This window comes from Pseudomonas sp. TMB3-21 (assembly GCF_054898145.1).
The window spans coordinates 2,859,540-2,884,469 of record NZ_CM142718.1 but is presented as its reverse complement, the minus strand read 5'-3'; the positions used below and the strand labels follow the sequence as shown (position 1 = coordinate 2,884,469).

The window sequence follows — 24,930 nt, the reverse complement described above, 5'->3', positions numbered from 1 at the left end:
AGAAGCCCCGCCATGTGAATGGCGGGGCTTTTTGCGTTTTTCATCAGAGGCTTCACGAGCACGGAAAACTCGAAAGTGAATATCGATTCACGACCGGGAATAAACTTTATTCTCCTATATACAATCAAGTACGAAGGTCCTGTCATTTGTGACAGTAGATAAATTTATTCTCAAGGATTAAAACAGTCCCACCGAGTCAGCTTTCCGGCATGCATCCAAAAACGCAGATTTTTATAGATCCTGCATCCGACACGGAAAAACTTAGTGAATCAGGACAAATAGTATGTCGCCTAAAAAAAACTTTACCGGTAATGGGCCAGGTAGTCCTGATACTTCCTTTGGCATAAATGGGAAACTGTTGCTTGAGATTCCTGGGTTTCAAGAGGTCGAGATCAGAGGCCTTTGCATCGATGAAACCAACAATAAAATTTATGCCGCCTGCACAGTACGAGCTGCCTCCGCACAATTGTCTTATGCGCTCATCAGGCTGAATCCAGACGGCAGCTTCGATACCGATTTTGCCGGCACTGGCTTCGTGACGGATCAGTTCCGCGAAGGGGTCGACTGCCGTGGCAGTTCCATCACATTGCTAGGGTCTGGAACTCTGTTGCTTTCGGGCGTCATAGGGCGAACCAGCTGTCTAGCCTGCTACAAGTCGACCGGAGAACTGGAAAGAGAGTTTGGGACAGACGGGAAGGTGGTTCTCGATGTACTGGGCGACTCCCACTCGTCATCCACCCCGAACGGGGCGCCGACCGCGGATATAGGGGCCGGAGCGTTCAGCAAGGCATGCCTGCTGCCCGATGGAAAAATCCTGATCACATCACATCACTCATTCGGAATGAGGCAAGTCGGATTGCTTATTCGACTCAACAGTAACGGCTCTCTGGATACCAGTTTCAAGGGAACGGGTTATCTGATCGTCAGTCATCCATCATACAGCGACACTGTTACCCTGCTCTCGAGTGTCACTGAACACCCCGACGGAAGTTATCTTGGCTTCGGAGGTGTGTGGGACTACGGCGAGCGTAGAACTCTACTGCTACGCTGCGACGCAAATGGCAACATGGATCCCTCGCTGGGACCAGACGGTTTTTGTCTTATCTCTTCCGAAACCCCATCATGCCCATCTTTATTGGGATCTGGATTAGTCGAACAATCCAATGGCCGGATGCTCATTATCGCTAATATGGTGACACCCGCCTCTGGGGTATTGACTAGTTTGACTGCCAATGGGATCCCTGACCTGCCATTCAACGACGGCAAGCAAGTAATAACTCAACTTGAGAGTGCCGGTCTCAATTGGAGGGCCGGCACGATTCAAACCGACCGGAAAATACTCGTTACGGGATATAGAAGATCCGCAACATTGGTCTACAACCTTGTATTGGCACGTTTTCTGGAAACTGGACAGTTGGACCTTACCTTCAATGAAAAAGGCTGGGTAACCAACGGCGAGCCCAATAGGGCAGATGAAGGCTCAGCAGTGGCTTTGCAAAAAGACGGCAAGATTATCGTTGGCGGGTATGCCAGTAATGTTATCCAGAAATTCGGACTGATACTCAGGTACTTGGGTTAAAGGTCCCAGGGCAGTACAAGCAGGCAAGGAATAACACCTCGCCTGCTTGCTCCGCGACGACGGTTGCCGTTTACGAGTTGATAAACCCCGACAACGCCGCAACCGCTTCCGGCGAACGCAGCCGTTGGGTAAACAACGCGCCCTCTTCTTCTATCACTCGGAGCAATTGCTCCCGATCCGGCGCCTTCATTAATTGCTTACTGATGCGCACCGCCTCCGCCGGCAGCGATTCGAAGCGCAAGGCCATCTCCCGCGCCCTGGCCAGCGTCGCTTCGCCGTTGCCAAGGGCTTCGGTCGCAATGCCCCAGGCTGCCGCTTGTTCGCCACTGAACCCTTCGCCCAGCAGTAGCAATTGCGACGCCCTCGCGTGGCCGAGCAAGCGCGGCAGCAGAAGACTGGAGCCAAATTCCGGGCAAAGTCCAAGATTGACGAAGGGCATGCGCAACCGCGCATCGCGACTGACATACACCAGGTCGCAATGCAGCAGCATCGTTGTGCCGATTCCAACTGCTGCACCCGCCACGGCGGCAACTACCGGTTTACGGCATTCGAGCAGGTTGAGCATGAAATGAAACACCGGGCTGTCGAGGCTGCTCGGCGGTTGCTCGAGGAAGTCGGCGATGTCGTTACCGGCAGTAAAGCATTCGCTGGAACCGCTGATCAGTACGGCGTTGATTTCAGGGTCGGTGTCAGCCTGTTTCAAGGCTAGCGCCAATCGGCTGTACATCGCACGCGTCAGGGCGTTTTTCTTGTCGGGACGGTTCAGACGCAGGATCAGCACGCCGGGTTCGCGTTCAATCTGGATGGCATCGTTCATGGTCGGTCAGTCTCGCGTCTGAATCATCAGCACTCAACCACGCAGCAAGAACTCGTCGGCCAGCAGTTGGTTGCGCGGCAATCCGGCCAGATACAGGCGTCGGGCAAAGGCCTCGACACTGGCAGGTGACCCGCAGAGTAAGGCCTGGGTTTGCCGGGAAACAAGCCGCAGTTGCGCCAAAGCCTCGGGCAACCCGGTCGGCGTCCACAGCTCGATACTCAGGTTCGGACGGCTGGCCGCCATGGCCTGCAAGGGTTTGGCCAGGTAATGCTCGTCGGCATCATGGGCCAGGTGAATGACGCGAATGTCACCTTGGTGATCCTGTCGCAACGCTTCGCGCAGAATGCCGAACAGCGGCCCAAGGCCCGTTCCTGCCGCCATCAGCCACAAGGGTCGGGAAGACCAGTCGGCATCGTAATGCAGCGCCCCGCCGCGCAGCTCGCCGAGACGCAACGGGTCGCCAATCTTCAGGCGGCGGGCGGCAGCGCTGAATTCACCCAAGTGACGACAATCGAGATGAAACTCCAGAAAACGGTCTTCTTCCGGCAGGCTGGCGAGGGAGTAAGGCCGCGCCACATTGCCGGCCCAGAGCACCAGGTGCTGTCCGGCGTTGTAGCGCAGCGGCCGCTGAGGGTTGACACGCAGACGCAGCACATTGGCGCTGAGCCAATCGACAGCCGCGACTTCGGCGGGGCGACCGTCCTGTTGCGGATCGAACGCGTGCACTTGCAAGTCCTCGACCACTTGACACTGGCACGCAAGGCGCCAGCCCTGCGCACGCTGCTCTGCGCTGAGGGCATCCGGCCGACTGTCATTCGGCAACCCTTGCACGCACTGCACCAGACACGCATGGCAACTGCCGGCGCGGCAGCTATAGGGCACCGCTACGCCGTTGTGATTTAACGTGTCGAGCAGATTACTGCCGGCCGTCACCGACCATTGGCGCTCGCCGACGCGCACCTCAGGCATCGACATTTTCCCACGCCGCAGCACACCGATTGCGGCCGTCACGTTTGGCCCGATAAAGCGCCTGATCGGCTCGCTGCAGCGCGTCGTCGAGGTCGTCGCCCAGCTCCAGTAGCGTCATGCCTGCGGACAAACTGAGGTGTGCGACATCCAGACCGATCAACTCGACATCGGTGAACGCAATGCGCAGACGTTCGCAACACGCAGTCAAACGCTCGGGATCGCAATCAGGCAACAACAAAACGAATTCTTCGCCGCCATAACGGGCCAGCACGTCGCCCTCGCGCAGGCACGCCGTGGCGACAGCGGCGAAGGCTTGCAGCACCTGATCGCCGGCGGCATGCCCATGCACGTCGTTGATGCGTTTGAAGTGGTCAAGGTCGATCAGCGCCAGGCCGTGGACTACGCCCGATTCCATGGCGTTGAGTTCGCGTGAGGCCAGGCGCAGGAAATGCCGGCGATTGAACAACCCGGTCAGTTCGTCGGTGGCGACCAGGTCCTCGAGCTGGCGCATCATGCCGCGCAAGGTGTCCTGATGCGCCTGCAAAGCGAAGCGTCGCTGGCGCATGCGTTGGCGCGAGGCCTGGACATAACGGGCGTAAAGTTCCAGCCAGATCATCACAATCAGCAGTACGCACACCTGCAGCGTAGACAGCGCCGGGTCGGTCAGCTCGAAGTGATAGCCCTCCCACAGAGTGATCGCGCAAAAACTGAAGAATACCAACAACGCGCACCGCACAAATGCGCGACGCGACAGATGAAACAGCCCGAACAGCATTATCAGCAGGTAGAACACCAGAAACGCACCGCGAGCCTCGTCGAGGTTGGCGATCAGCCAGGTTTGCCAGCCCAGGCCAAGCAAGACCTGGGGCTCGGTCAGGCTGGGGTCGGGAAAACGCAGGTTCCGGCCGCTGTAAAAAAGCGCAAAGAGCGTCGCCTGGCTGATGACCACCAGGGCGCTGCCGACGGCCACATTGGCCAACGGCTCATCGTAATGGCCCGTGAAAAACGCCAGCCACAGCAGCAGCAAAGCCAAGGCGTAAGTGCCGGCTGCGAGGGCGAAGCGTTTGAGCAAAAGGCGTTGGATTGCGTTATGGGTCAATCGTTGACTCACCGTGCGAAAGAAGGCTGACAGAGCGTCCTGTTCTACAGACCGACTGCCACTTTAGTGGGCAGTCGGGTAAATGACCATTGAATTTTTAGGGAGAAAAACTGGCGTCAAAGCGCTGACCCGGTTAACTGTTGATGGTGCCTGCACCTGTCAGGAACCGGGTTGCTGGCGATAGCGACCTGCCAGTCACAAATTGGCTGGCTGCCCGAAACGCTATCGCCAGCAAGCCGACCTCTATAGATGAGCGCGCCCGCGCAGGTTTATCTGCACCGCCTGCGTATGCGACCAACGATTGACTGCCGGCGCGTGTTTACGCCGACGACCCGCGCTATACTGCCGCGCCTTTTTAGCGTCGCGCCAGCATGCCCGGCGCGCCAGAGGAACAGCTCCAAGTTTCAAGCTTCAAGCGGCAAGCTGGTGCAGTCCACGTACTGCTCTGAACTTGCCGCTTGAAGCTTGGAACTCGAAGCTGCTCTTTAGAATGTTCCCGTCTTTTAGAGGAGCGCGACAGATGACCGTGATCAAGCAAAGCGACCTGATACAAAGCGTTGCCGACGCCCTGCAATTCATTTCCTACTACCACCCCGTCGATTTCATTCAGGCGATGCACGAAGCCTACCTGCGCGAAGAATCGCCGGCAGCGCGTGATTCGATGGCGCAGATCCTGATCAACTCGCGCATGTGCGCCACCGGTCACCGCCCGATCTGCCAGGACACCGGTATCGTCACCGTGTTCGTTCGCGTGGGCATGGACGTGCGCTGGGATGGCGCCACCATGGGCCTGGACGACATGATCAACGAAGGTGTGCGCCGCGCGTACAACCTGCCGGAAAACGTCTTGCGTGCCTCGATCCTCGCCGACCCGGCCGGCGCTCGCAAAAACACCAAGGACAACACCCCGGCCGTGATCCATTACTCCATCGTCCCGGGTAACACCGTGGAAGTGGACGTGGCGGCCAAGGGCGGTGGTTCCGAGAACAAGTCGAAGATGGCCATGCTCAACCCGTCGGACTCGATCGTCGACTGGGTCCTGAAAACCGTGCCCACCATGGGCGCCGGCTGGTGCCCACCGGGCATGCTCGGCATTGGCATCGGCGGTACCGCCGAAAAAGCTGCGGTAATGGCCAAGGAAGTGTTGATGGAGTCCATCGACATTCACGAGCTGAAAAAGCGCGGCCCGTCCAACCGTATCGAAGAGATGCGCCTGGAGCTGTTCGAGAAGGTCAATCAACTCGGCATCGGCGCTCAGGGCCTCGGCGGCCTGACCACCGTGCTCGACGTGAAGATCATGGATTACCCGACCCACGCCGCCTCGCTGCCGGTGTGCATGATCCCCAACTGCGCCGCCACCCGTCACGCGCACTTTGTGCTCGACGGTTCCGGCCCGGCCTCGCTGGAGGCGCCACCGCTGGACGCCTACCCGGAAATCGTCTGGGAAGCCGGCCCGTCGGCCCGTCGCGTCAACCTCGACACCCTGACCCCGGAAGACGTGCAGAGCTGGAAGCCGGGCGAAACCGTCCTGCTCAACGGCAAGATGCTCACCGGTCGCGACGCTGCGCACAAACGCATGGTCGAGATGCTCAACAAGGGCGAAACCTTGCCGGTGGACCTTAAGGGGCGCTTCATCTATTACGTCGGCCCGGTTGATCCGGTGCGCGAAGAAGTCGTCGGCCCGGCTGGCCCGACCACTGCAACGCGGATGGACAAGTTCACCCGTCAGATCCTCGAGCAAACCGGCCTGCTGGGCATGATCGGCAAATCCGAGCGCGGCCCTACCGCGATCGAAGCGATCAAGGACCACAAGGCGGTTTATCTGATGGCTGTTGGCGGCGCGGCTTACCTGGTGGCGCAAGCGATCAAGAAATCCCGCGTGGTCGCGTTCGCCGAACTGGGCATGGAAGCGATCTACGAGTTCGACGTCAAAGACATGCCAGTGACCGTTGCGGTGGACAGCAACGGCGAGTCGGTGCACATCACCGGCCCTGCGATCTGGCAGAAAAAGATCAGTGAAAGTCTGGCGATAGAAGTGCAGTAAGCAGCGCTGAAGCGTCTTGAAAAACCGGCCTGTCTGACAGGCCGGTTTTTTTTCGCCCTGCTTTTTCCCGAGAGAAATCACCACCACCTGTCAGATGTAACAGGTCACAACTTCCGCCCCCGCTGATAGCTTGATTGCACTTGTGCGACTTGTCAGGTGGGAAAGCAAATGGCCACGGAAGATCAAAAAGGCACGATCAATATTGCAGCGCCAGCCCAACCCAAAATTGGCGGAGCCATTGCCAGTTTTGGTGGTTGGGGGGCGATGGGTGCGTCCGGTGCTGCCTCGTACCAATTGAATATCCCGATCACCAAGGCACCTAACAGAGACCTCGTCCCTGCACTGTCGCTCGGTTACAGCAGTCACGTCGGCAACAGCACGTTCGGCATCGGTTGGCATTTGACGGTCAACGCCATCACCTTGCGCACAAGCAAGGGTGTTCCCGTTTATGACCCGCGCAAGGATCTGGTCGTCGGTCCGGACGGTGAAACCTGGATGCCGGAGCTGGATGCAAAAGGCGAACTGGTCAAAACGCCAGAAACGATGGGAGAGACCATCTATCAGAAGGTCCGCTACCAGCCGCGGGTCGAGGGTGGCTTTGCACGCATCGAGCGATGGCTCAGCGAGACCGATGCTGCGGGATTCTGGCTGATCCACACCGCCGACGGCAGTATCCACATGTACGGCAAGACGCTGGCGTCGCGCCGGGCCGAGCCGCGCGACGAAGACAAGCCGCTGGAGCCAGAACGCGTCGGCGTATGGCTGCTGGACGAGACCGTTTCGGTGCGCGGTGAGCACATCGTGTATGAATACAAGGCCGAGACCGAAGAGCCACTCGCGCCGGACTTTCGCGACTACCGCGCCCAGCGCCATCTGCATCGGGTGCTGTACGGAAACGCCGTGGCAAGCTCGACCCTGTATTCGTGGGACGCCGAGGGCTGGAAGGATCAGGATTTCCATTTTCACCTGCTTTTCGACTATGGCGAACGCAGCCACGATCTGACGCAAACACCGGCCTATGGTTTTTCCTATTTGCAGGACGCGGATCAATACGGCGATTGGCTCGAGCGCAGCGACCCCTTCTGGAATTACGACTATGGGTTCGAACTGGGCACTCGCCGCCTGTGCCGCCAGGTGCTGATGTTTCATCACTTCAAGGCCGAGCTTGGCGACGCGCCGAAACTGGTCCAGCGACTGCTGCTCAACCACACGACCAGTTCTCTGGATTACAACCATCTGACCGCCGCCCACCTGCAGGCTTTCGACGCTCAGGGCAAAGTGGAGAGTCGGCCGCCGATGGAGTTCAACTACGCGCCGTTCGGCCTCGACAAGCCTCACCCGGGCTGGAGCAGCTTCCCTCAAATGCCCGGTTTGAATGACGGTCAGCGTTATCAACTGGTCGACTTGTATGGCAAAGGCATGCCCGGGATTTTTTGCCCCTACGACAAGGCCTGGTCCTACCGCGAACCCTTGCGCGCCGACAGCGGCGGTGATGATGATGTGCGCTATGGTGACATGAAAATATTGCCCTACATTCCCGTTGCCGATAGCAGCAAACCGCTGCGGCAGACGCTTGCCGACCTGAACGGTGACGGTAGGCTGGAATGGGGCGTGCACTCGCCGAATTTCAACGGTTTTTTCACGATGCACCCGGACCGGCAATGGTCGACATTCGTGCCCTACAAAGCCTTTCCGCTGGAGTATTTTCATCCTCAGGCGCAAGTGACAGACCTGATCGGCGACGGTCGCCCTGATGTCGCCATGATCGGCAGCAACAGCGTGCGCCTGTACACCAATCTGGGCGACGACAACGGCTTCAGCGCCGGTCGAGACGTGCCGCATGATGAAAACGATGCCTTGCCACTGTCGGGCAACCTGGAAACCGAAATAGTGGGTTTCAGTGATGTGTTGGGCAGCGGCCGGCAACACTTGTTTCGCCTGCGCCACAACAGCCTGGAGTGCTGGCCGAACCTGGGTCATGGACGGTTCGGCAAACGGATCGTGCTGCAGACACCGGAATTTCCTTACCAGCAATTCAATGCTTCGCAAGTCCTGCTGGCTGACCTCGATGGTTCCGGCGCCACCGACCTGATTTATCTGGAATCGGACCGGATGCGCGTGTTCATGAACCACTGCGGCAAAGGTTTCGCCGAGGTGTCGATTGATCTGCCATGGCCCGAAGGCGTGCGCTATGACCGCCTGTGCCAGGTGACCACTGCTGACTTGCTGGGGCTGGGATGCACCAGCGTGGTATTGACCGTGCCGCACAGGTCACCGCGACACTGGCGCTACGATTTCATCAGCGCCAAACCGTATCTGCTCAACCGCAGCAACAACAACATGGGCGCACTCAGCTTTATCGACTATCGCAGCTCGGCTCAGGAGTTTCTCGATGAGCAAGCCGAACAGCCGGGCAAGGTCGTTGAATCCGGTTTGCCATTCGCGATGCACCTGGTCAAACGTCAAACGCAAAAAGACGAAATCACCGGCAATATCCTGACTCAGCACATCAGCTATCGCGACGCGTATTACAACACCTTCGAACGCGAAGTCGGCGGTTTTGGTCTAACGATACAGACGGACACCGAAACCAGCGCCGCAGCGCGGGCAAGCGTTGGCTTCACGGCACCGATCCTGAGCAAAACCTGGTATCACACAGGTAAATCCATAGATCCGCCGAGGGACGGTCACTACGCTGCAGACGCACAGGCTGTGCCGCTGAAACCCACTCTGGTAGAGCGTTTTCACGCTGCAGATAACGCGTCGGAGACGCTTGACTCACTCGACGAAAACACCACTCGCGAAATCGCCCGGGCACTCAGCGGTTCCACCCTACGCAGTGAAGTATTCGCTTTCGATGATCCACTTGTGCCTTACGCTGTAGCAGAACATCGCTCGATGGTTCGCATACTCCGCGCCAAGGGTGACCACGACGCTTATACCGTGTTGCAACCCCTGGCACTGGAATCGATCAGCTACCAGTACGAGCCGCAGATGCCGGACGATCCCCGTTGTGAACACACGATCAATGTAAAGTTTGACCGCTTTGGCACCGCCCTCCATGCCTTCAAGGTGTACTACCCCCGGCGCAAGACAGCGGACAATCCGCCCTTCGATGACGTGCACGAGAACCGCTATTGGATGGATGCTCACGATGAACAGCAACAGTGTTGGTATTTGACTGAATCCAGGGCCGAATTTATTCACATCAATTCCGCAGAGGGCTGGAAATTCGGCATGCCCTACCGGCTCGGGCTGCCGTATCGAGACCGCAACAACGCGCGAAAAGAGGAAAAAGCAAAGCTTACGATGGCTGACATCCATCATGAACGTTTCGTAGAGCTGAGCCAGGAAGACGGCGATTGGGCAGACGGTTGGGACCTTGCCGGCATGTCCATGCAGTTCTATGTCGACCCGGCAACCGGGGAGACGATGGAAAAAGGCACCGCCACTGTCCACGCCCTCCCCGGTTACGTGGAGATTGCCGAGCTTGACGCGAAGGCCTTGTGCGCTTACGACAAACTCAAGGATGATCAGGGCGAAATGCCTTTCAATCTGTACGAAAAACTGGTGTCCGTGGGTTACGACACCATGGACTGGTTCCTGCCCGAGACAGGCCCCATCCCGGTGGCGAACCCGCCCGAGGCTAAAGATCACTTGTGGCTAGTGCGCCGTGGCTTTCCTGCCTACCTCGGCGAGCAAAGTTTCTACAATGTCGATCACTTCCAGCAGACCCGCAGCCACGGCATCACCAAAGTCAGTTACGACGCCTACTGGTGCCTGCACACGGCGATCGAATTGCCGGATGGATGCATTACCCGCACGTCTAACACCGATTACTGCACGTTCTTGCCCGCGACCATTGTCGACCCGAACCAGAATACTCAAGAAGCGCGGTACAACGCCTTTGGCGAGGTGGTGGTCAGCAGTTTTTACGGCACCGAACTGGGTGAGCCGGTCGGTTTTGACCCACTGTCCGACTACGTTCGGCCCGATGATCGCAGCCCGGCGAGTGCGATTAACGACCCGAAGAAAGCCATCGGAAACTTCGCCATGGCCATGTTCAGCGATGCGTTCAGCTGGATGGGGCAATTGCCGCAAGAAGAACCACCAGGCAATGCCTGGCTGGAATGGGCGCAAACAGAAGGCTTTGTGCTGCCCAGCGGCCACCTCTGTGATCGCGCACGCCAGCATGTCTTGCAGCTCGAAAACCCGAGCCCGAATGAAGCGTTTCTTAAGCAATACATAGCAGCCGCGCACCGGGAACCCGTCCACGTTGCGACCTTGCAGGCTGACCGTTATCCGGGAGACCCGGAATTGCAGATTCGCATCGCCATCATCCATCAGGACGGCTTCGGCCGCGTGCTGCAAACCAAGCAGGAAGTCGAACCCGGCAAGGCCTGGATCGTGAAGCCCGACGGTACGCTTGCACTGAAATCCGACGGCACGCCTGAAGAAGCCGAAGCCGCGCGGCGCTGGCGGGTCAGTGAGCCGGTCGAGTACAACAACAAAGGCGAGAAGGTGCGCGTCTACCGGCCGTACTTCGCGGATCAATTTCGTCGCATCAACGATGACTCGTTACGGGAAAGCGCTTTTCACGACAAACAGTCTTACGACGCCGCTGGCCGGCCGACGCACACCGTACTGGCGAAGAAAATGCTCCAAGGCGAGCCACCGGAAATGAAGAACCTGCGCCGTGAACTGCAATACCGCGGCTGGTACACCATCGCCTACGATGAAAACGACTTGTCCGACCCGCCCAAAGAAATCAAAAAACGCAATCCGTGGACAACGCTGCATTGATCTCTCACGTCCATGCACATACGCCACACGTTGCTGTCATCGACAACCGTGGTTTGCCCGTCCGTCACGTGGCGTACTGGCGAAGGGATAACAGTGGCGGTATCCCCGAACCCCGTACCACCGCCCGGCAGCATGACGCCGTCGGGCGTTTGATAGTGCAACGGGACCCGCGCTTTCTGGCCGAGACATCGCACCCCAACCTGACGACGGTGTTTAGCCTTGCGGGGGCGGCGTTGTTGACCGACAGCGTCGATGCCGGCTGGCGCCTGGTTTTATCCGGCGCAGACGCTGGGGTGCAGGAGTCCTGGGACGGTCGAGGCAGCCATTGGCTGCACGACTACGACTCACAACGGCGGCTTTTCGCGATCCATGAACACCCGGTCAATGCCTCTTTGAGCACAATTGAGCGCCTGACTTATGCCGATAACGCAGTCGAGTTTGCCGAGCGTAATCAATGCGGGCAGTTAATTCGTCATGATGATACGAGCGGCGCAGCGTGGTTTTTGCAGAACAGCGTTAGCGGCGGATTGATCCGGCAAGCGCAACGTTTTTTGCCGGACCACGCGGAGTTTCAGGCCAACTGGCCTGAGGGTGAAGCCGATCGAGACGCACTGCTGCAGCCCGGTACCGGGTATACAACCGTGCGGCATTTCAGTCCGTGGGGCGAAGTTCTGGCGCAGATCGATGCGGGTGGTCATCATCAACGCTTTAGCTTCGATCGTGCCGGACAACTGCAGCACATTGATCTGGCCCTTGAATCCCGGACTTCGCAACCCCTTTTGAAAGATGCAATCTATAATGCGCAAGGCCAGTTGCTGGCCCAGAGAAGCGGCAACGATGTCATCAGCACAGCCGTGTACGAACCAACGACTGGCCGATTGATACGCTTGACCTCCACTACGTCAAGTGAGCGCCGGCTGCAAGATTCAAGTTATGAATACGACCCGGTAGGCAACATGGTCCGACTCCTGGACCACACGCTGTCCGACGCCTGTTTCTTCAATCAACGTGTCGCTGCACAAAACACTTATGCCTACGACAGCCTGTCCCAACTCACCCGTGCCAGCGGCCGTGAAACTGCCGGTGCGGGGCAGGCACCCGGATTGCCTGAGCTGTTTTTCCCGAGCCCCGTTGACCCTGAACGGTTGCTCAACTACACAGAACACTACGAGTACGACCCGGACGGCAACCGGACGCAGCTGCGTCATGTCAGCAGCACCCATCCGTTTAACCTGTTGATGCATGTGGATGCGCAAAGCAACCGCGCGCTGCCGTGGAAAGAGGGGGAGCAAGAGCCGGACATCCAACGCGACTTCGACGCCAATGGCAACTTGCAACGCCTGGTTCCAGGTGCTCAGCCGATGACCTGGACTGCACGTAACCAGTTGCACAGCGTGATCACCGTCCAGCGCCCGACGGCAACTGATGATGGTGAATGGTTTCGCTATAACGCGAGTGGCGCACGGGTGGTCAGGTTCAGCACCCGACTGGCCAGCTCCGTGACTCATACCTCTGTCGTCCGTTATTTACCCGGCATGGAAATGCGCACCGTTGACGACGGTGAAGACTTGCAAGTCATCTGTGTAGCCCTTCCTCGTGGCAGCGTTCGTTGTCTGCATTGGATCAAGGGCAAGCCGGACGATATCGATGCCGATCAGGTGCGTTACAGCATCGATGATCATCTGGCGTCTTCCAGTCTTGAAACCGATGTGCACGCTCGAGTGATCAGCCACGAGGGTTATTACCCCTACGGAGGAACAGCGTGGTGGACGGCCCGCTCGAAAGTGGATGCCGATTACAAGACCATCAGGTATTCGGGCAAGGAGCAGGATCTTTGCGGACTTTATTATTACGGTGCCAGATACCTCGCACCGTGGCTGGGTCGCTGGATCAGTCCGGACCCTGCAGGGAATATCGACGGGCTCAATTTATATAAAATGGTGGGGAATAATCCAATCGCTTACACAGATTCGAGGGGACTGGAGAAGACGCCGATAAATAAGGATATCCATATGATATGGATAGGCAAAGACGTCGACACCTTGAAACCGCACATCAGTAACATTAACAATACTGTTGAACAAGCCGCCGGATACAAGGTACACCTTTATCTAGACGCTGATGCCGAAGGCCCCTACCAGAACACAATAGAAGAATTGAGGATCGAAGACACCATTCATTTAAGGAGTGACAGCGCTCTTTTCGACAACTTTCAGAAGACCCCGCTGGCGACAGTTTATGAAGATTTCAGGGCGGGGCAATCCAGGAATTTTGCCTTTGCTGCGGATGTATTGAGGGTTTTTATCGTAGATGAGAACGGAGGAATGTACTCCGATGTCGATGATGTTTACCTGAAAACACGCTTCGGATTAGGTGAAGAGCCACTGATGGCGGGTCCGGACGAGTTACTGACACTCCCCCCCATGCTTGTGCCATGGGAAAACCAAAATTCAATTGATTCTGTCAAAATAAACAACAGTTCGTTTGCCGCCCACCCTGGAAACCCGATCCTGGGCGAGGTCATGACGGAAATGGTGCAGCGGTATAACGCCGTAGTCGAATCTGGAACCTATTCCAAGGACAATCAAAGATATATCGGCGACGAAATTCTGAATTCCGAAAAAAGGATGGGCATTATGGCGTCCATGGTCGGCCCGGGCGTGCTGACCGATGTCATCAAACGACAGGTCCCATCCACTAGCGAGACGCTCTCAAAATTTCATGGCATGTATTTAGGCCAACTCCGTAATCCGAACAGACGATTAACCCGAGCAGAATCGAGTTTCCTATACGCCTCACGTGAAAAAATGCCACTGGGCAAAATTATAAAACCGGGCAACTTAAATTCCTGGAAATAGAAAATCCAGATCTAACCGCTAACTATTGATTTAGCGATGAGTTAAATAGTATGCCGCGTTGAGCACGGGATTATGACTCGAATACGTGTCTGGCATGATATGGTGCGCACCTGTCCTCGCCTGTTTTTCCCAGCATGCCGACCTCCAGATTCTTGCGCATTGCGCTGTACTGTTTACTGATACTCGCCGGCGCTGCCCTCACTGCTACGTGGGCAATCCGCCACGCCGAGCGACAGGCGCTGGTGGAAGATGCCGCTCGCGCCAGTCAGCAATTAGGCTTGTATGCCACTTCGCTGCACACCCTGATCGAACGCTATCGCGCCCTCCCCGCCGTGCTTGCCCTGGACCCGGAATTGCGCTCGGCGCTCAACGGTCCGTTAACAGCCGATCAGCAAGACGCATTGAATCGCAAACTGGAGAAAATCAACGGCGCGGCCGCTTCTTCGACCTTGGAGCTGCTTGATCGCACGGGTCTGGCCATCGCGGCGAGCAACTGGCGGTTGCCCAGCAGTTACGTCGGTCACAACTACGGTTTCCGTCCCTATTTCAGCCAGACCCGAACCCAGGGCACCGGGCGTTTTTACGCCGTTGGCGTGACCAGCGGGATTCCCGGGTACTTCCTCTCCAGTGCAGTGATTGCCGACGATGGTCGCTTTCTCGGCGCCATGGTGGTCAAACTGGAGTTTCCGGAATTGGAACGCGAATGGCGTCAGGGCAGCGACACGTTACTGGTCAGCGACGCACGCGGGATCATCTTTATCGCCAATCAGCCAGGTTGGCGCTACCGGCTGTTGAAACCGTTGAGCGACAGTGATCACGCTGAACTTAAAGCCACTCGCCAGTATGACAAGCAAACCCTGACGCCCCTGAAGTTCGAATCGCTGCGGCGCTTCGACGACAACAGTGATCTGGCGCGGGTCGAAGGCCCGGACGGTAGCGCCGATTACCTCTGGGAATCAGCGCCACTGGCCGCCGAAGGCTGGACGCTGCACTTGCTGCGTCGGCCGCAAATCGCCTTCGAAGACATTCGCAATGCTGCACTCGCCGCCGCCGGGTCATGGCTGGCGCTGGTGTTTTTGTTGCTGTTCCTCAACCAGCGCTGGCGTCTGGCAAAAATGCGCCAGCGCAGTCGTGAGGAACTCGAACAACTGGTGGAAGAACGTACTCGTGACTTGCGCACAGCGCAGGACGGTCTGGTGCAATCGGCCAAGCTCGCGGCGCTTGGGCAGATGTCCGCAGCCCTCGCCCATGAAATCAATCAACCACTGACTGCGCAGCGCATGCAGCTGGCGACGCTGCGGTTGCTGCTCGATCACGGCCGCGTCGACGATGCCTACAACGCGTTGAAACCGGTAGACGAGATGCTGACGCGCATGGCCGCCCTCACCGGTCACCTGAAAACCTTCGCGCGCAAAAGCCCGAGCGGCTTGCGCGAACGCCTGGATCTGGCGGCAGTGGTCGATCAGTCGCTGGAGCTGCTCGACGCTCGCTTGCGTGATGAACAGGTCAGCACGGTGCTGCATCTGACGCGTCCGGCCTGGGTGCGTGGCGATGCGATTCGCCTGGAACAGGTCCTGATCAACCTGCTGCGTAATGCCCTCGATGCGATGCGCGACAAACCCTGCAAGCGCCTGGAAATTCGCCTCGAAGCCGACGAACAGTCGTGGCGCCTGACGGTGGCCGACAATGGCGGTGGCATCGCTGAAGAACATCTGCCAAAAGTGTTTGATCCCTTTTTTACCACCAAACCGGTGGGCGATGGTCTGGGCATCGGTCTGGCCGTATCCTTCGCCATCGTGCACGAGTCCGGCGGCCGCCTGAGCGCTGACAATCGCGACAACGGCGCGCTGTTCACGCTCACCCTGCCCATCGATCCGGAGACTCAAACCGCATGTTGAACTCAGTGATGGTGGTCGATGACGAAAGCAGCATCCGCAGCGCCGTCGAACAGTGGCTGAGCCTGTCGGGTTTTGAAGTGCAGCTGTTCAGTCGCGCCGATGAATGCCTGGCGCAGTTGCCCAGTCATTTCCCCGGAGTGATCCTCAGCGACGTGCGCATGCCCGGCATGAGCGGGTTGGAACTGCTCGCCGAAGTGCAGCGCCGCGATGCTGATTTGCCGGTGATTCTGCTGACCGGCCATGGCGATGTGCCGATGGCGGTGGACGCGATGCGAGACGGCGCCTACGACTTTCTGGAGAAACCGTTCAGCCCGGAAACCCTGCTCGGCAGCTTGCGGCGGGCATTGGACAAGCGCCGGCTGGTCCTGGAAAACCGCGCGCTGCATGAGCAGGCCGACAACCGCGCCAGACTCGACTCGACTTTGCTTGGCGTGTCCCGTGGTTTGCAGACGTTGCGCCGGCAAGTGCTGGACCTCGCGGCCCTGCCGGTGAACGTGCTGATCCGTGGCGAAACCGGCAGCGGCAAGGAACTGGTCGCGCGCTGCCTGCACGACTTCGGGCCGCGTGCCGACAAGCCGTTCGTGGCGCTCAACTGCGCGGCGATTCCCGAGCAGTTGTTCGAGGCCGAGCTGTTCGGCCACGAGAGCGGCGCGTTTACCGGCGCTCAGGGTAAACGGATCGGCAAGCTGGAATACGCGGATGGCGGCACGCTGTTTCTGGATGAAATCGAAAGCATGCCGCTGGCGCAGCAGGTGAAGTTGCTGCGCGTGTTGCAGGAGCAGAAGCTGGAGCGGTTGGGATCGAATCAGAGCATCCACGTGGACTTGCGGATCATTGCCGCGACCAAACCGGACTTGCTCGACGAAGCGCGAGCCGGTCGTTTTCGCGAGGACCTGGCCTATCGCTTGAACGTCGCAGAATTGCGCTTGCCACCGTTGCGTGATCGTCGCGAGGATATTCCGCTGTTGTTCGAGGCGTTTGCCTACAAGGCTGCGCAGCGTCTGGGTCGCACATTACCGCCGTTGAGCGGGCCGCAGCTGAGCCATTTGTTGAGTCACGATTGGCCAGGCAATGTGCGTGAACTGGCGAATGTCGCCGAGCGCCAGGTACTGGGGCTGGATGAGCCGGTACCGGCGGGCATCGACCCCGGCCAATCGCTGGCGGCGCAGCAGGAAGCGTTCGAAGCGCACTGCCTGCGTGCAGCGCTCACCCGGCATAAAGGCGATGTGAAAGCGGTGCTTGAAGAGTTGCAACTGCCGCGCCGCACCTTCAATGAAAAGATGCAGCGGCATGGGCTGAGTCGCGAGATGTTTGTGTAAATCAGCTGAATTTTATGGCGCTTGATCTGGCCTCATCGCGAGCAGGCTCGCTCCCACATTTGAATTGCGAACACTGGCCCATTGTGGGAGCGAGCCTGCTCGCGATGAGGCAGGCCAGGCAACAAAACCCTGGAATCGATAAGCGATTTTCCGCTCACGCGCACTGAAAAATAAGCGGATTTCCGCTCAAGCCATCCCCTTGCCCCCTCTAAACCAGCCTTCTCGCCTTTGGCACAGCTCCTGCTATAGCCCACGCAGGCTGCGTTTTATCGCGCTCCACAAAAACAATTAAACGAAGGATCCTTCAATGGATAACTCCAACACCCTGCCCCTGGGGTCGGCTGCCGTGCCGGCCAAAGAAAGAACCACCGCCAGCCGGATCAAATCGATCTTCAGCGGCTCGGTCGGCAACATGGTCGAGTGGTATGACTGGTATGTTTATGCCGCCTTCTCCCTGTACTTCGCCAAAGCCTTTTTCCCTAAAGGCGACACCACCGCACAACTGCTGAACACCGCCGCGATTTTCGCGGTCGGCTTCCTGATGCGTCCAATCGGTGGCTGGCTGATGGGCCTCTACGCCGACCGTGCCGGTCGCAAAAAAGCGCTGATGGCATCGGTCTATCTGATGTGCTTCGGCTCGCTGCTGATCGCCCTGAGCCCGGGTTATGAAACCATCGGCATCGGCGCACCGATCCTGTTGATTTTCGCCCGTTTGCTGCAAGGCCTGTCGGTCGGTGGCGAATACGGCACCTCGGCCACTTACCTCAGCGAAATGGCGACCAAAGAGCGTCGCGGCTTCTTCTCCAGCTTCCAGTACGTGACCCTGATCTCCGGCCAGCTCATCGCGCTGGGCGTATTGATCGTATTGCAGAACATCCTCACCACCGAAGAACTGTACGCGTGGGGCTGGCGCATTCCGTTCGCCATCGGCGCGCTGTGTGCCGTGGTCGCGTTGTACTTGCGTCGTGGTATGGAAGAAACCGAATCCTTCAACAAAGTGCAGAAGGAAAAGAAAGAAAGCGCCATGCGCACCTTGATGCGCCATCCGAAGGAACTGATGACCGTGGTCGGCCTGACCATGGGCGGCACTCTGGCGTTCTACACCTACACCACGTACATGCAGAAATACCTGGTGAACACCGTCGGCATGAGCATTTCCGACTCCACCACCATTTCTGCGGCCACCCTGTTTCTGTTCATGTGCCTGCAACCGCTGATTGGCGGCCTGTCGGATAAAATCGGTCGTCGGCCGATCCTGATCGCCTTCGGCGTTCTCGGCACTTTGTTCACAGTGCCAATCCTGACCACCTTGCACACGATCGAAACATGGTGGGGTGCGTTCTTCCTGATCATGGCCGCACTGATTATCGTCAGCGGCTACACCTCGATCAACGCGGTGGTCAAAGCCGAACTGTTCCCGACCGAAATCCGCGCACTGGGCGTCGGCCTGCCCTACGCATTGACCGTATCGATCTTCGGCGGTACCGCTGAATACATCGCACTGTGGTTCAAGAGCATCGGCATGGAAACCGGCTACTACTGGTATGTCACCGCGTGCATTGCCGTGTCGCTGCTGGTGTACATCACCATGAAAGACACACGCAAACATTCGCGGATCGAGACCGACTGAGTTCGCTGAGGCGATATGGAAAGGGGCAGATCTTGGCGGGTCTGCCCCTTTTTCATTGAACAAACATAATCCCCTGTAGGAGCCGGCTTGCTGGCGATGGTGTGTCAGCGACGATGGTGTTGGCTGACACACCATCGCCAGCAAGCCGGCTCCTACAGGGATAGCGTCGACTGGAAATAAAGTGATCGTCCTTGCACTATTGGCGCATTCAGAATACAGCTCAGGAATTGCTCATGCCCGACGACATCCACTTCTACGAACCCGCCAACGGCCACGGCCTGCCGCACGACCCGTTCAATGCGATTGTCGGCCCGCGTCCCATCGGCTGGATTTCGTCCCAGGATGCCGAGGGTCGCCTGAACCTCGCGCCCTACAGCTTCTTCAACGCCTTCAACTACATTCCGCCGATCATCGGCTTCTCCAGCGTCGGGCGCAAAGACAGCCTGAACAACATCGAGCAGACCGGCGAATTCGCCTGGAACCTGGCGACCCGGCCGTTGGCCGAGCAAATGAACCAGAGCTGCGCCATGGTCGAGCCGCAGGTCAACGAATTCGAGTTGTCCGGGTTGACGCCCGTCGCTTCGAAAATCATTCAGGTGCCACGGGTCGCCGAAAGCCCGGTGTCGTTCGAATGCAAGGTCACGCAGATCATTCAGCTGCAACGTGCCGATGGCAACGTGGTGCCGAGCTGGCTGATTCTCGGTGAAGTGGTCGCCGTGCACATCGCCAAATGGCTGCTCAAAGATGGCGTGTACGACACCGCCGCGGCAGAACCGATTTTGCGCGGCGGCGGCCCGGCGGATTATTTCCAGCTGGGGCCTGAGGCATTGTTCAAGATGTTCCGTCCGGGCGCCGTTCCGGGCGCCGTTCCGGGAGCAGGCAAGTAATTACCAGATCAGCTCGCCGTCTTCGCTGACACCTTTCAGATGGGTCAGTTGTATGGCAGCTGCATCATCCGCTGCGGTGGCGGTGGTAAAAGTCTGGTCTTCCAGCAGTTTGTTGAAGCGAGGCGCACCTGTACCACCGATGGCTTTGGTAGCAATCGCTGCGTAGTAACCACCCTCGCGGGGCACTACGGCGGAGACGGCTTCGAAGGTTTCAAAGGCTTTGCGTGCCATGTCGCGGATCCTGGTGAATGAGAATGCAGCCATTAAACCCTCAACCCGCCATTTTGTGTACCCACGACCGGGTCTGGCCGCGAGCCTGTTCTGCGGACACGTCCTTGAAGGTATGAAAATCCAGACTATTGACCACCATACCCTGCACCAGCTCGGCGAAAATCTGCATGGCCGGCGTACTGAAATAAGCCGTCATCGCCTGTTGATTGACCCAGAAACCGGATACCAGCCATAACTCCGGGTCACATTGCGAATGTTGTAGGGAAAAGCTCAGGCAACCCGGCGCAGTGCGCGACGGCTCGATCAAGGCGCTAAGCCGTGCACCGAGTTCCACCGAGCGCCCGGCGCGAGCACGAACGAAGGCCATGTGACTGACGGGGATCTGCGTAGACATGTTCAACCCTCCCAGGTAGTCGACAGCAGCCAAGGGACGGGCTGCGACAGGATCCAAGGTTAAGCGCGGCCCGGCGGGCGCGGTTAGTCGATTCCTGCCGGCTTGTTGCACAATCCTGCGCGGCTGCACCGCAGCATACGTAACAACATGTAACCCGAGCCGCCGCTATGAAACATTCGTTTCAAGCAAGTATTTCGGCCGATGGGCTGCTTTGGTCGGTCCATTGATCAGCGCCATGCAGAATCAGGCAAGCTTTTCGCAGAATGCGTCTACCGTTACGCCTTGCACAAACATAAGCTCAGCCCACTCCATTGATACGCCGAGGATGCCCCGCATGTCGCTGCTCGATCAGGTTCAAGCTCCGCTGGACACCGACATGGAAAAACAGCGCGCGGAGCTTGCGGCGATCATCCGCCGCAACACTCAGGACGATGGCACCTATGCCACAGGCGTCAGCTCGCTGTTCATGTCGCGGCACAGCAAATCCCACGACTTCGCTTCGGTGCTGGCGCAACCGGCACTGTGCATCATGGCCCAGGGCCGTAAAGAGGTTCGCCTGGCCGATGAGTTCTTCAACTACGACCCGTTGCATTACCTGGTGGTGTCGGTCTCGATGCCGTTGAGCGGGCGTGTGGTGAATGTCACTTCTGAAGAGCCGATCCTGGCGGTACGGCTGGACATCGACGCGGCAGAGATCACCGCGTTGATTGCCGACGCCGGGCCGCTTGGCGTACCGACTCGCCCCACCGGCCGTGGCTTGTATGTCGAGCGAATCGACACTGCGATGCTCGACGCAGTGCTGCGTCTGGCGCGGTTGCTGGATGCGCCGAAAGACATCGCCATGCTCGCGCCGCTGATTCGCCGGGAGATTCTTTACCGGTTGCTGCGCAGCCCACAGGGCCATCGGCTGTATGAAATCGCTATCGCCAACAGCCAGAGCCATCGCATCAGTCAGGCGATCAAATGGCTCAACGGCCATTTCGAGCAACCGTTGCGTATTGATGATCTGGCGAGGGAAGTGAACCTGAGCGTGTCGACTTTGCATCATCGATTCAAGGCGATGACGGCGATGAGCCCGTTGCAATATCAAAAGCAACTGCGCCTGCAGGAAGCGCGGCGCCTGATGCTGGCTGAAGGTCTGGAAGCCGCGGCGGCCGGGTATCGGGTGGGGTATGAAAGCCCGTCGCAGTTCAGTCGCGAGTACAGCCGTCTGTTTGGCGCACCACCGTTGCGGGATCTGGCGCGACTGCGGTTAACGGTTTGAGGGCTGGAGTTATTTTTCACGCCAACCCTCCGGACCGTTAAAAAATTACACCGCCCTGATCACGTGTTTGATTTCCTGAAACGCCTGCAAGCCCCACGGCCCCAACTCGCGACCGATGCTGCTCTGTTTGTAACCACCCCACGCTGTCTGCGGGAAGATCACTTGCGGCGCGTTGATCCACACAAGCCCCGCCTGTAACGCGTTAGCGACCCGGTCTGCAACTTCAGCGTCGCGAGTGACCACGCTGGCCACCAGGCCAAACTGGCTGTCGTTGGCCAGGGCAATCGCCTCGGCTTCAGATGCAAAACTGCGCACGCAGATCACCGGGCCAAAGATTTCTTCGCACCACAACGCACTGTCCAGGGGCACGTCGGTGAAAACTGTTGGCTGCAGAAAGTAGCCGCGTGAAAGATCGGCCGGACGATTGCCGCCGCAGAGCAGCCTGGCGCCAGCACTCAGCCCACGATCAATGTGGCCAAGCACTCGCTGGTATTGCGCCTGATTGACCAGTGCGCCCATTTCCACGTTCGGGTCAAACGGGTCGGCCACGCGGATGGCTTCGGCGCGGGTCTTCAAACGAACAAGAAATTCGTCCAGCAGTTCATCAGCGACCAGCACCCGGCTGGTGGCCGAACACATCTGCCCGGCATTGAAGAAACCACCGCCACAGGCCACTTCCACGGCCAGTTCCATGTCGGCGTCTTTGAGCACCAGCAGCGAGGATTTACCGCCCAGCTCCAGGCTCACGCCCTTCACACTTTCGGCAGCCCGTTGCATCACCTGCACGCCAACTGCGTTGCTGCCGGTGAAGGATATTTTGGCTATGCGCGGGTCTGCCGACAGCGGCGCGCCGACGGCCAGGCCAGTGCCGCAGACCAGATTGAACACGCCGTTGGGCAAGCCAGCGTCAGCGATGATCCTGGCCAGCTGCAGCTCTGGCAGCGGTGTCACTTCGGAAGGCTTGAGCACCACGCAGCAACCGGCCGCCAGCGCCGGAGCGAGTTTCCACGCGGTGGTCACCATGGGGAAATTCCACGGCACGATCAGCCCGACCACACCGCATGGCTCGCGACGCAGACGCGCGCTGAAATTCTCGCTCGGCAACTGCACCGCCGTGTTCTGCTGTGCGTCCAGTGCCTCGGCCAGCCCGGCGTAATATTCGAAGGTAGCGATCACGTCGTCAACGTCAATGGCCGCTTCGAACAAGGGTTTGCCGTTGTTGCTCGATTGCAGATTCATCAGTTGTTCGCGAGCGGCCTGCACGCCCGCCGCGATATTGCGCAGGACCGCGCCACGCTCGGCGCCGGTGGTTTTCGACCATTCGCCGAACGCGGCAGTCGCGGCGTGTACGGCTTGATCGACAGCGCGGGCATCACCGCCATTGACGGTCGTCAGCAGCGCTTCGGTGGCCGGGTTGATCACGCGCAAGTGCTCGCTGCCGGCCGACCATTTGCCATCGATGAACAGACCTTGCAGATTCGTCGGGAAACTCATTTCGCCACCGCCTTCATCCATTGCGTTTGGTCGATTTCAATCAGCGTCGGGCCCTGGCGATCTGCAGCGCTACGCAGGGCATGGCGCAATTGCTCGACACCGTCGACCGCTTCAGCCGCGCAGCCGAGCGCTTTGGCGACACCGATGAAGTCCGGGGTGTAGATGTCCACGCCGACCGGCTCGATGGCGCGGTTGACCATGTACTTTTTGATTTCTTCGTAACCCTGGTTATTCCACAGCAGGACGATGACCGGGGTGCACGCTTCGACAGCGCTGGCCAGTTCCGGCAAGGTGAATTGCAGGCCGCCATCACCGATCAGGCACACCACTGGCGGACGCACGCCGTTGTCGCTGCTGCCGCCGAGCCAGGCGCCGATTGCCGCCGGCAACGCGTAACCGAGGGTGCCGTAACCGGTGGACGAGTTGAACCAACGACGCGGACGTTGCGGGTTGAACGTCAGGTTGCCGGTGTACACCGGTTGGGTCGAATCGCCGACGAACACTGCATTCGGCAGCTCGTGCTGCACGGTTTCCAGGAAGCGGGTCTGGGCCAGCGTCGGAGCGTCCCAGGTAGCGGCGAGTTCGTCGCGCAAGCGTGCGGCCCGGACCTGGCCCCAATCGTTGCGGCGCTCGGCCAGCGACGTGTGCGCCAACGCACTCAGCAAGGCCTGGGCGGCGTTGCGCGAGTCGGCCACCAGCGCCACGTGCGGCGGGTAGTTGCGCACGGTCTGGTCCGGGTCGATGTCCACGCGCAGCAGTGCGCCTGGAATCTCGAAACCGCCCGCGAAAGTGACGTCGTAATCGGTCTCGGCCAGCTCGGTGCCGATCGCCAACACCACGTCAGCCTCAGCCACCAGGGCGCGCGTGGCGACCAGGCTCTGGGTCGAGCCGATCAGCAACGGATGGTTGGATTCGAGCATGCCTTTGGCGTTGATGGTCAGGGCCACCGGGGCGTCCAGCAGTTCGGCCAGCTCAGTCAGCTCGGCAGCCGCATCGATGGCACCGCCCCCAGCGAGAATCAGCGGGCGTTTGGCCGTGGCGAGCAGTTCGCTCATGCGCCCGATCGCGGTGGGCGAAGCACCGGCGCGGTCAATGTTCACCGGCCGACTGGCGAGCAAGTCATCGGCGTCTTCAACCAGCACGTCCAGCGGAATTTCGATGTGCACCGGACGCGGACGACCGGCCTGGAACAAGGCAAACGAACGCGCCAGCACCCCCGGCAATTCCGCTGCCGACATCAAGGTGTGGGAAAACGCCGACACGCCAGCGACCAGCGCACTCTGGTTCGGCAGCTCATGCAGCTTGCCTCGGCCGCCGCCCAACTGACTGCGCGATTGCACACTGGAGATCACCAGCATCGGAATCGAGTCGGCGTAAGCCTGGCCCATCGCCGTGGTGATGTTGGTCATGCCCGGCCCGGTGATGATGAAGCACACACCCGGTTTGCCGCTGGTGCGCGCGTAGCCATCGGCCATGAAACCGGCGCCCTGCTCATGACGCGGCGTAACGTGGTTGATGCTCGAACCGGCGAGCCCGCGATACAGCTCCACGGTATGCACACCAGGAATGCCGAACACCTGCTCGACTCCGTAATCTTCGAGTAACTTGACCAGTACTTCGCCGCACGTCGCCATGTCTTTGCCC

General features: G+C 58.9%; 16 protein-coding genes. 9 read left to right on the top strand and 7 right to left on the bottom strand.

What is annotated here, in order from left to right; genetic code table 11:
* The first annotated feature begins 283 nt into the window (after nt 1-283).
* Entirely contained in the window at nt 284-1,579 is a 1,296-nt protein-coding gene (locus tag ACYZTS_RS13310) for an NHL repeat-containing protein (protein ID WP_461989746.1), read from the top strand.
* A gap of 70 nt (nt 1,580-1,649) precedes the next feature.
* On the opposite strand, the gene ACYZTS_RS13305 is transcribed toward ACYZTS_RS13310, so the two are convergent.
* From ACYZTS_RS13305 to ACYZTS_RS13295, 3 genes are read right to left on the bottom strand one after another with little or no spacing between them, the layout of a single operon-like run.
* Entirely contained in the window at nt 1,650-2,396 is a 747-nt protein-coding gene (locus ACYZTS_RS13305; RefSeq protein ID WP_461989744.1) for an enoyl-CoA hydratase-related protein, read from the bottom strand.
* A 33-nt stretch (nt 2,397-2,429) separates the two neighbouring features.
* The gene (locus ACYZTS_RS13300) at nt 2,430-3,365 is read right to left on the bottom strand and encodes an iron-sulfur-binding ferredoxin reductase (protein ID WP_461996433.1); all 936 of its coding nucleotides are present in this window, start codon (nt 3,363-3,365) and stop codon (nt 2,430-2,432) included.
* Complete coding sequence (locus tag ACYZTS_RS13295) at nt 3,358-4,464, bottom strand: GGDEF domain-containing protein (protein WP_461989742.1); 1,107 nt, start codon at nt 4,462-4,464, stop codon at nt 3,358-3,360. The genes ACYZTS_RS13300 and ACYZTS_RS13295 overlap by 8 nt, the downstream gene beginning before the upstream one ends.
* Before the next feature lie 520 nt (nt 4,465-4,984).
* Between ACYZTS_RS13295 and ACYZTS_RS13290 the strand changes: the two genes are divergently transcribed.
* From ACYZTS_RS13290 to ACYZTS_RS13260, 7 genes are all read left to right on the top strand, one after another.
* Nucleotides 4,985-6,508 carry a fumarate hydratase gene (locus tag ACYZTS_RS13290; RefSeq protein WP_461989740.1) on the top strand — a complete coding sequence of 508 codons (1,524 nt, stop codon included), beginning with the start codon at nt 4,985-4,987 and terminating at the stop codon, nt 6,506-6,508.
* A gap of 168 nt (nt 6,509-6,676) precedes the next feature.
* Entirely contained in the window at nt 6,677-11,311 is a 4,635-nt protein-coding gene (locus ACYZTS_RS13285; RefSeq protein ID WP_461989738.1) for a SpvB/TcaC N-terminal domain-containing protein, read from the top strand.
* Nucleotides 11,293-14,169: an RHS repeat-associated core domain-containing protein gene (locus ACYZTS_RS13280; protein WP_461989736.1), complete on the top strand. Its 2,877-nt coding sequence runs from the start codon at nt 11,293-11,295 to the stop codon at nt 14,167-14,169. The genes ACYZTS_RS13285 and ACYZTS_RS13280 overlap by 19 nt, the downstream gene beginning before the upstream one ends.
* 134 nt (nt 14,170-14,303) lie before the next feature.
* Nucleotides 14,304-16,067 carry a sensor histidine kinase gene (locus ACYZTS_RS13275; protein ID WP_461989734.1) on the top strand — a complete coding sequence of 588 codons (1,764 nt, stop codon included), beginning with the start codon at nt 14,304-14,306 and terminating at the stop codon, nt 16,065-16,067.
* Nucleotides 16,061-17,386 carry a sigma-54-dependent transcriptional regulator gene (locus ACYZTS_RS13270; RefSeq protein ID WP_461989732.1) on the top strand — a complete coding sequence of 442 codons (1,326 nt, stop codon included), beginning with the start codon at nt 16,061-16,063 and terminating at the stop codon, nt 17,384-17,386. The genes ACYZTS_RS13275 and ACYZTS_RS13270 overlap by 7 nt, the downstream gene beginning before the upstream one ends.
* A 307-nt stretch (nt 17,387-17,693) precedes the next feature.
* The gene (locus ACYZTS_RS13265) at nt 17,694-19,016 is read left to right on the top strand and encodes an MFS transporter (RefSeq protein ID WP_028622857.1); all 1,323 of its coding nucleotides are present in this window, start codon (nt 17,694-17,696) and stop codon (nt 19,014-19,016) included.
* A gap of 233 nt (nt 19,017-19,249) precedes the next feature.
* Nucleotides 19,250-19,903, top strand: a complete 654-nt coding sequence (locus tag ACYZTS_RS13260; protein ID WP_461989729.1) for a flavin reductase family protein — start codon at nt 19,250-19,252, stop codon at nt 19,901-19,903.
* On the opposite strand, the gene ACYZTS_RS13255 is transcribed toward ACYZTS_RS13260, so the two are convergent.
* The gene (locus tag ACYZTS_RS13255; RefSeq protein ID WP_461989727.1) at nt 19,904-20,134 is read right to left on the bottom strand and encodes a hypothetical protein; all 231 of its coding nucleotides are present in this window, start codon (nt 20,132-20,134) and stop codon (nt 19,904-19,906) included.
* 40 nt (nt 20,135-20,174) lie between these two features.
* The gene (locus ACYZTS_RS13250; protein ID WP_461989725.1) at nt 20,175-20,528 is read right to left on the bottom strand and encodes a putative quinol monooxygenase; all 354 of its coding nucleotides are present in this window, start codon (nt 20,526-20,528) and stop codon (nt 20,175-20,177) included.
* A gap of 334 nt (nt 20,529-20,862) precedes the next feature.
* Here ACYZTS_RS13250 and ACYZTS_RS13245 point away from each other — a divergent pair, with 334 nt between their 5' ends.
* Nucleotides 20,863-21,792, top strand: a complete 930-nt coding sequence (locus tag ACYZTS_RS13245) for an AraC family transcriptional regulator (RefSeq protein WP_028623701.1) — start codon at nt 20,863-20,865, stop codon at nt 21,790-21,792.
* Between the two features lie 45 nt (nt 21,793-21,837).
* Here the strand turns inward: ACYZTS_RS13245 and ACYZTS_RS13240 are convergent, their stop codons facing one another.
* Together ACYZTS_RS13240 and ACYZTS_RS13235 are read right to left on the bottom strand one after the other, a co-directional pair.
* A complete protein-coding gene (locus tag ACYZTS_RS13240; RefSeq protein WP_461989723.1) occupies nt 21,838-23,286 on the bottom strand; it encodes an aldehyde dehydrogenase family protein in 1,449 nt (482 codons plus the stop codon).
* Nucleotides 23,283-24,920, bottom strand: a complete 1,638-nt coding sequence (locus tag ACYZTS_RS13235) for a 5-guanidino-2-oxopentanoate decarboxylase (protein ID WP_461989721.1) — start codon at nt 24,918-24,920, stop codon at nt 23,283-23,285. The genes ACYZTS_RS13240 and ACYZTS_RS13235 overlap by 4 nt, the downstream gene beginning before the upstream one ends.
* Nucleotides 24,921-24,930 lie beyond the last annotated feature (10 nt).

What these genes read in the sequence shown, in the direction of transcription:
- ACYZTS_RS13255 (WP_461989727.1), bottom strand. Translation starts at nt 20,134, where the DNA reads ATGGCACGCAAAGCCTTTGAAACCTTCGAAGCCGTCTCCGCCGTAGTG.
- ACYZTS_RS13260 (WP_461989729.1), top strand. Translation starts at nt 19,250, where the DNA reads ATGCCCGACGACATCCACTTCTACGAACCCGCCAACGGCCACGGCCTG.
- ACYZTS_RS13290 (WP_461989740.1), top strand. Translation starts at nt 4,985, where the DNA reads ATGACCGTGATCAAGCAAAGCGACCTGATACAAAGCGTTGCCGACGCC.
- ACYZTS_RS13245 (WP_028623701.1), top strand. Translation starts at nt 20,863, where the DNA reads ATGTCGCTGCTCGATCAGGTTCAAGCTCCGCTGGACACCGACATGGAA.
- ACYZTS_RS13300 (WP_461996433.1), bottom strand. Translation starts at nt 3,365, where the DNA reads ATGCCTGAGGTGCGCGTCGGCGAGCGCCAATGGTCGGTGACGGCCGGC.
- ACYZTS_RS13240 (WP_461989723.1), bottom strand. Translation starts at nt 23,286, where the DNA reads ATGAGTTTCCCGACGAATCTGCAAGGTCTGTTCATCGATGGCAAATGG.
- ACYZTS_RS13265 (WP_028622857.1), top strand. Translation starts at nt 17,694, where the DNA reads ATGGATAACTCCAACACCCTGCCCCTGGGGTCGGCTGCCGTGCCGGCC.
- ACYZTS_RS13275 (WP_461989734.1), top strand. Translation starts at nt 14,304, where the DNA reads ATGCCGACCTCCAGATTCTTGCGCATTGCGCTGTACTGTTTACTGATA.
- ACYZTS_RS13235 (WP_461989721.1), bottom strand. Translation starts at nt 24,920, where the DNA reads ATGGCGACGTGCGGCGAAGTACTGGTCAAGTTACTCGAAGATTACGGA.
- ACYZTS_RS13305 (WP_461989744.1), bottom strand. Translation starts at nt 2,396, where the DNA reads ATGAACGATGCCATCCAGATTGAACGCGAACCCGGCGTGCTGATCCTG.
- ACYZTS_RS13310 (WP_461989746.1), top strand. Translation starts at nt 284, where the DNA reads ATGTCGCCTAAAAAAAACTTTACCGGTAATGGGCCAGGTAGTCCTGAT.
- ACYZTS_RS13285 (WP_461989738.1), top strand. Translation starts at nt 6,677, where the DNA reads ATGGCCACGGAAGATCAAAAAGGCACGATCAATATTGCAGCGCCAGCC.
- ACYZTS_RS13250 (WP_461989725.1), bottom strand. Translation starts at nt 20,528, where the DNA reads ATGTCTACGCAGATCCCCGTCAGTCACATGGCCTTCGTTCGTGCTCGC.
- ACYZTS_RS13270 (WP_461989732.1), top strand. Translation starts at nt 16,061, where the DNA reads ATGTTGAACTCAGTGATGGTGGTCGATGACGAAAGCAGCATCCGCAGC.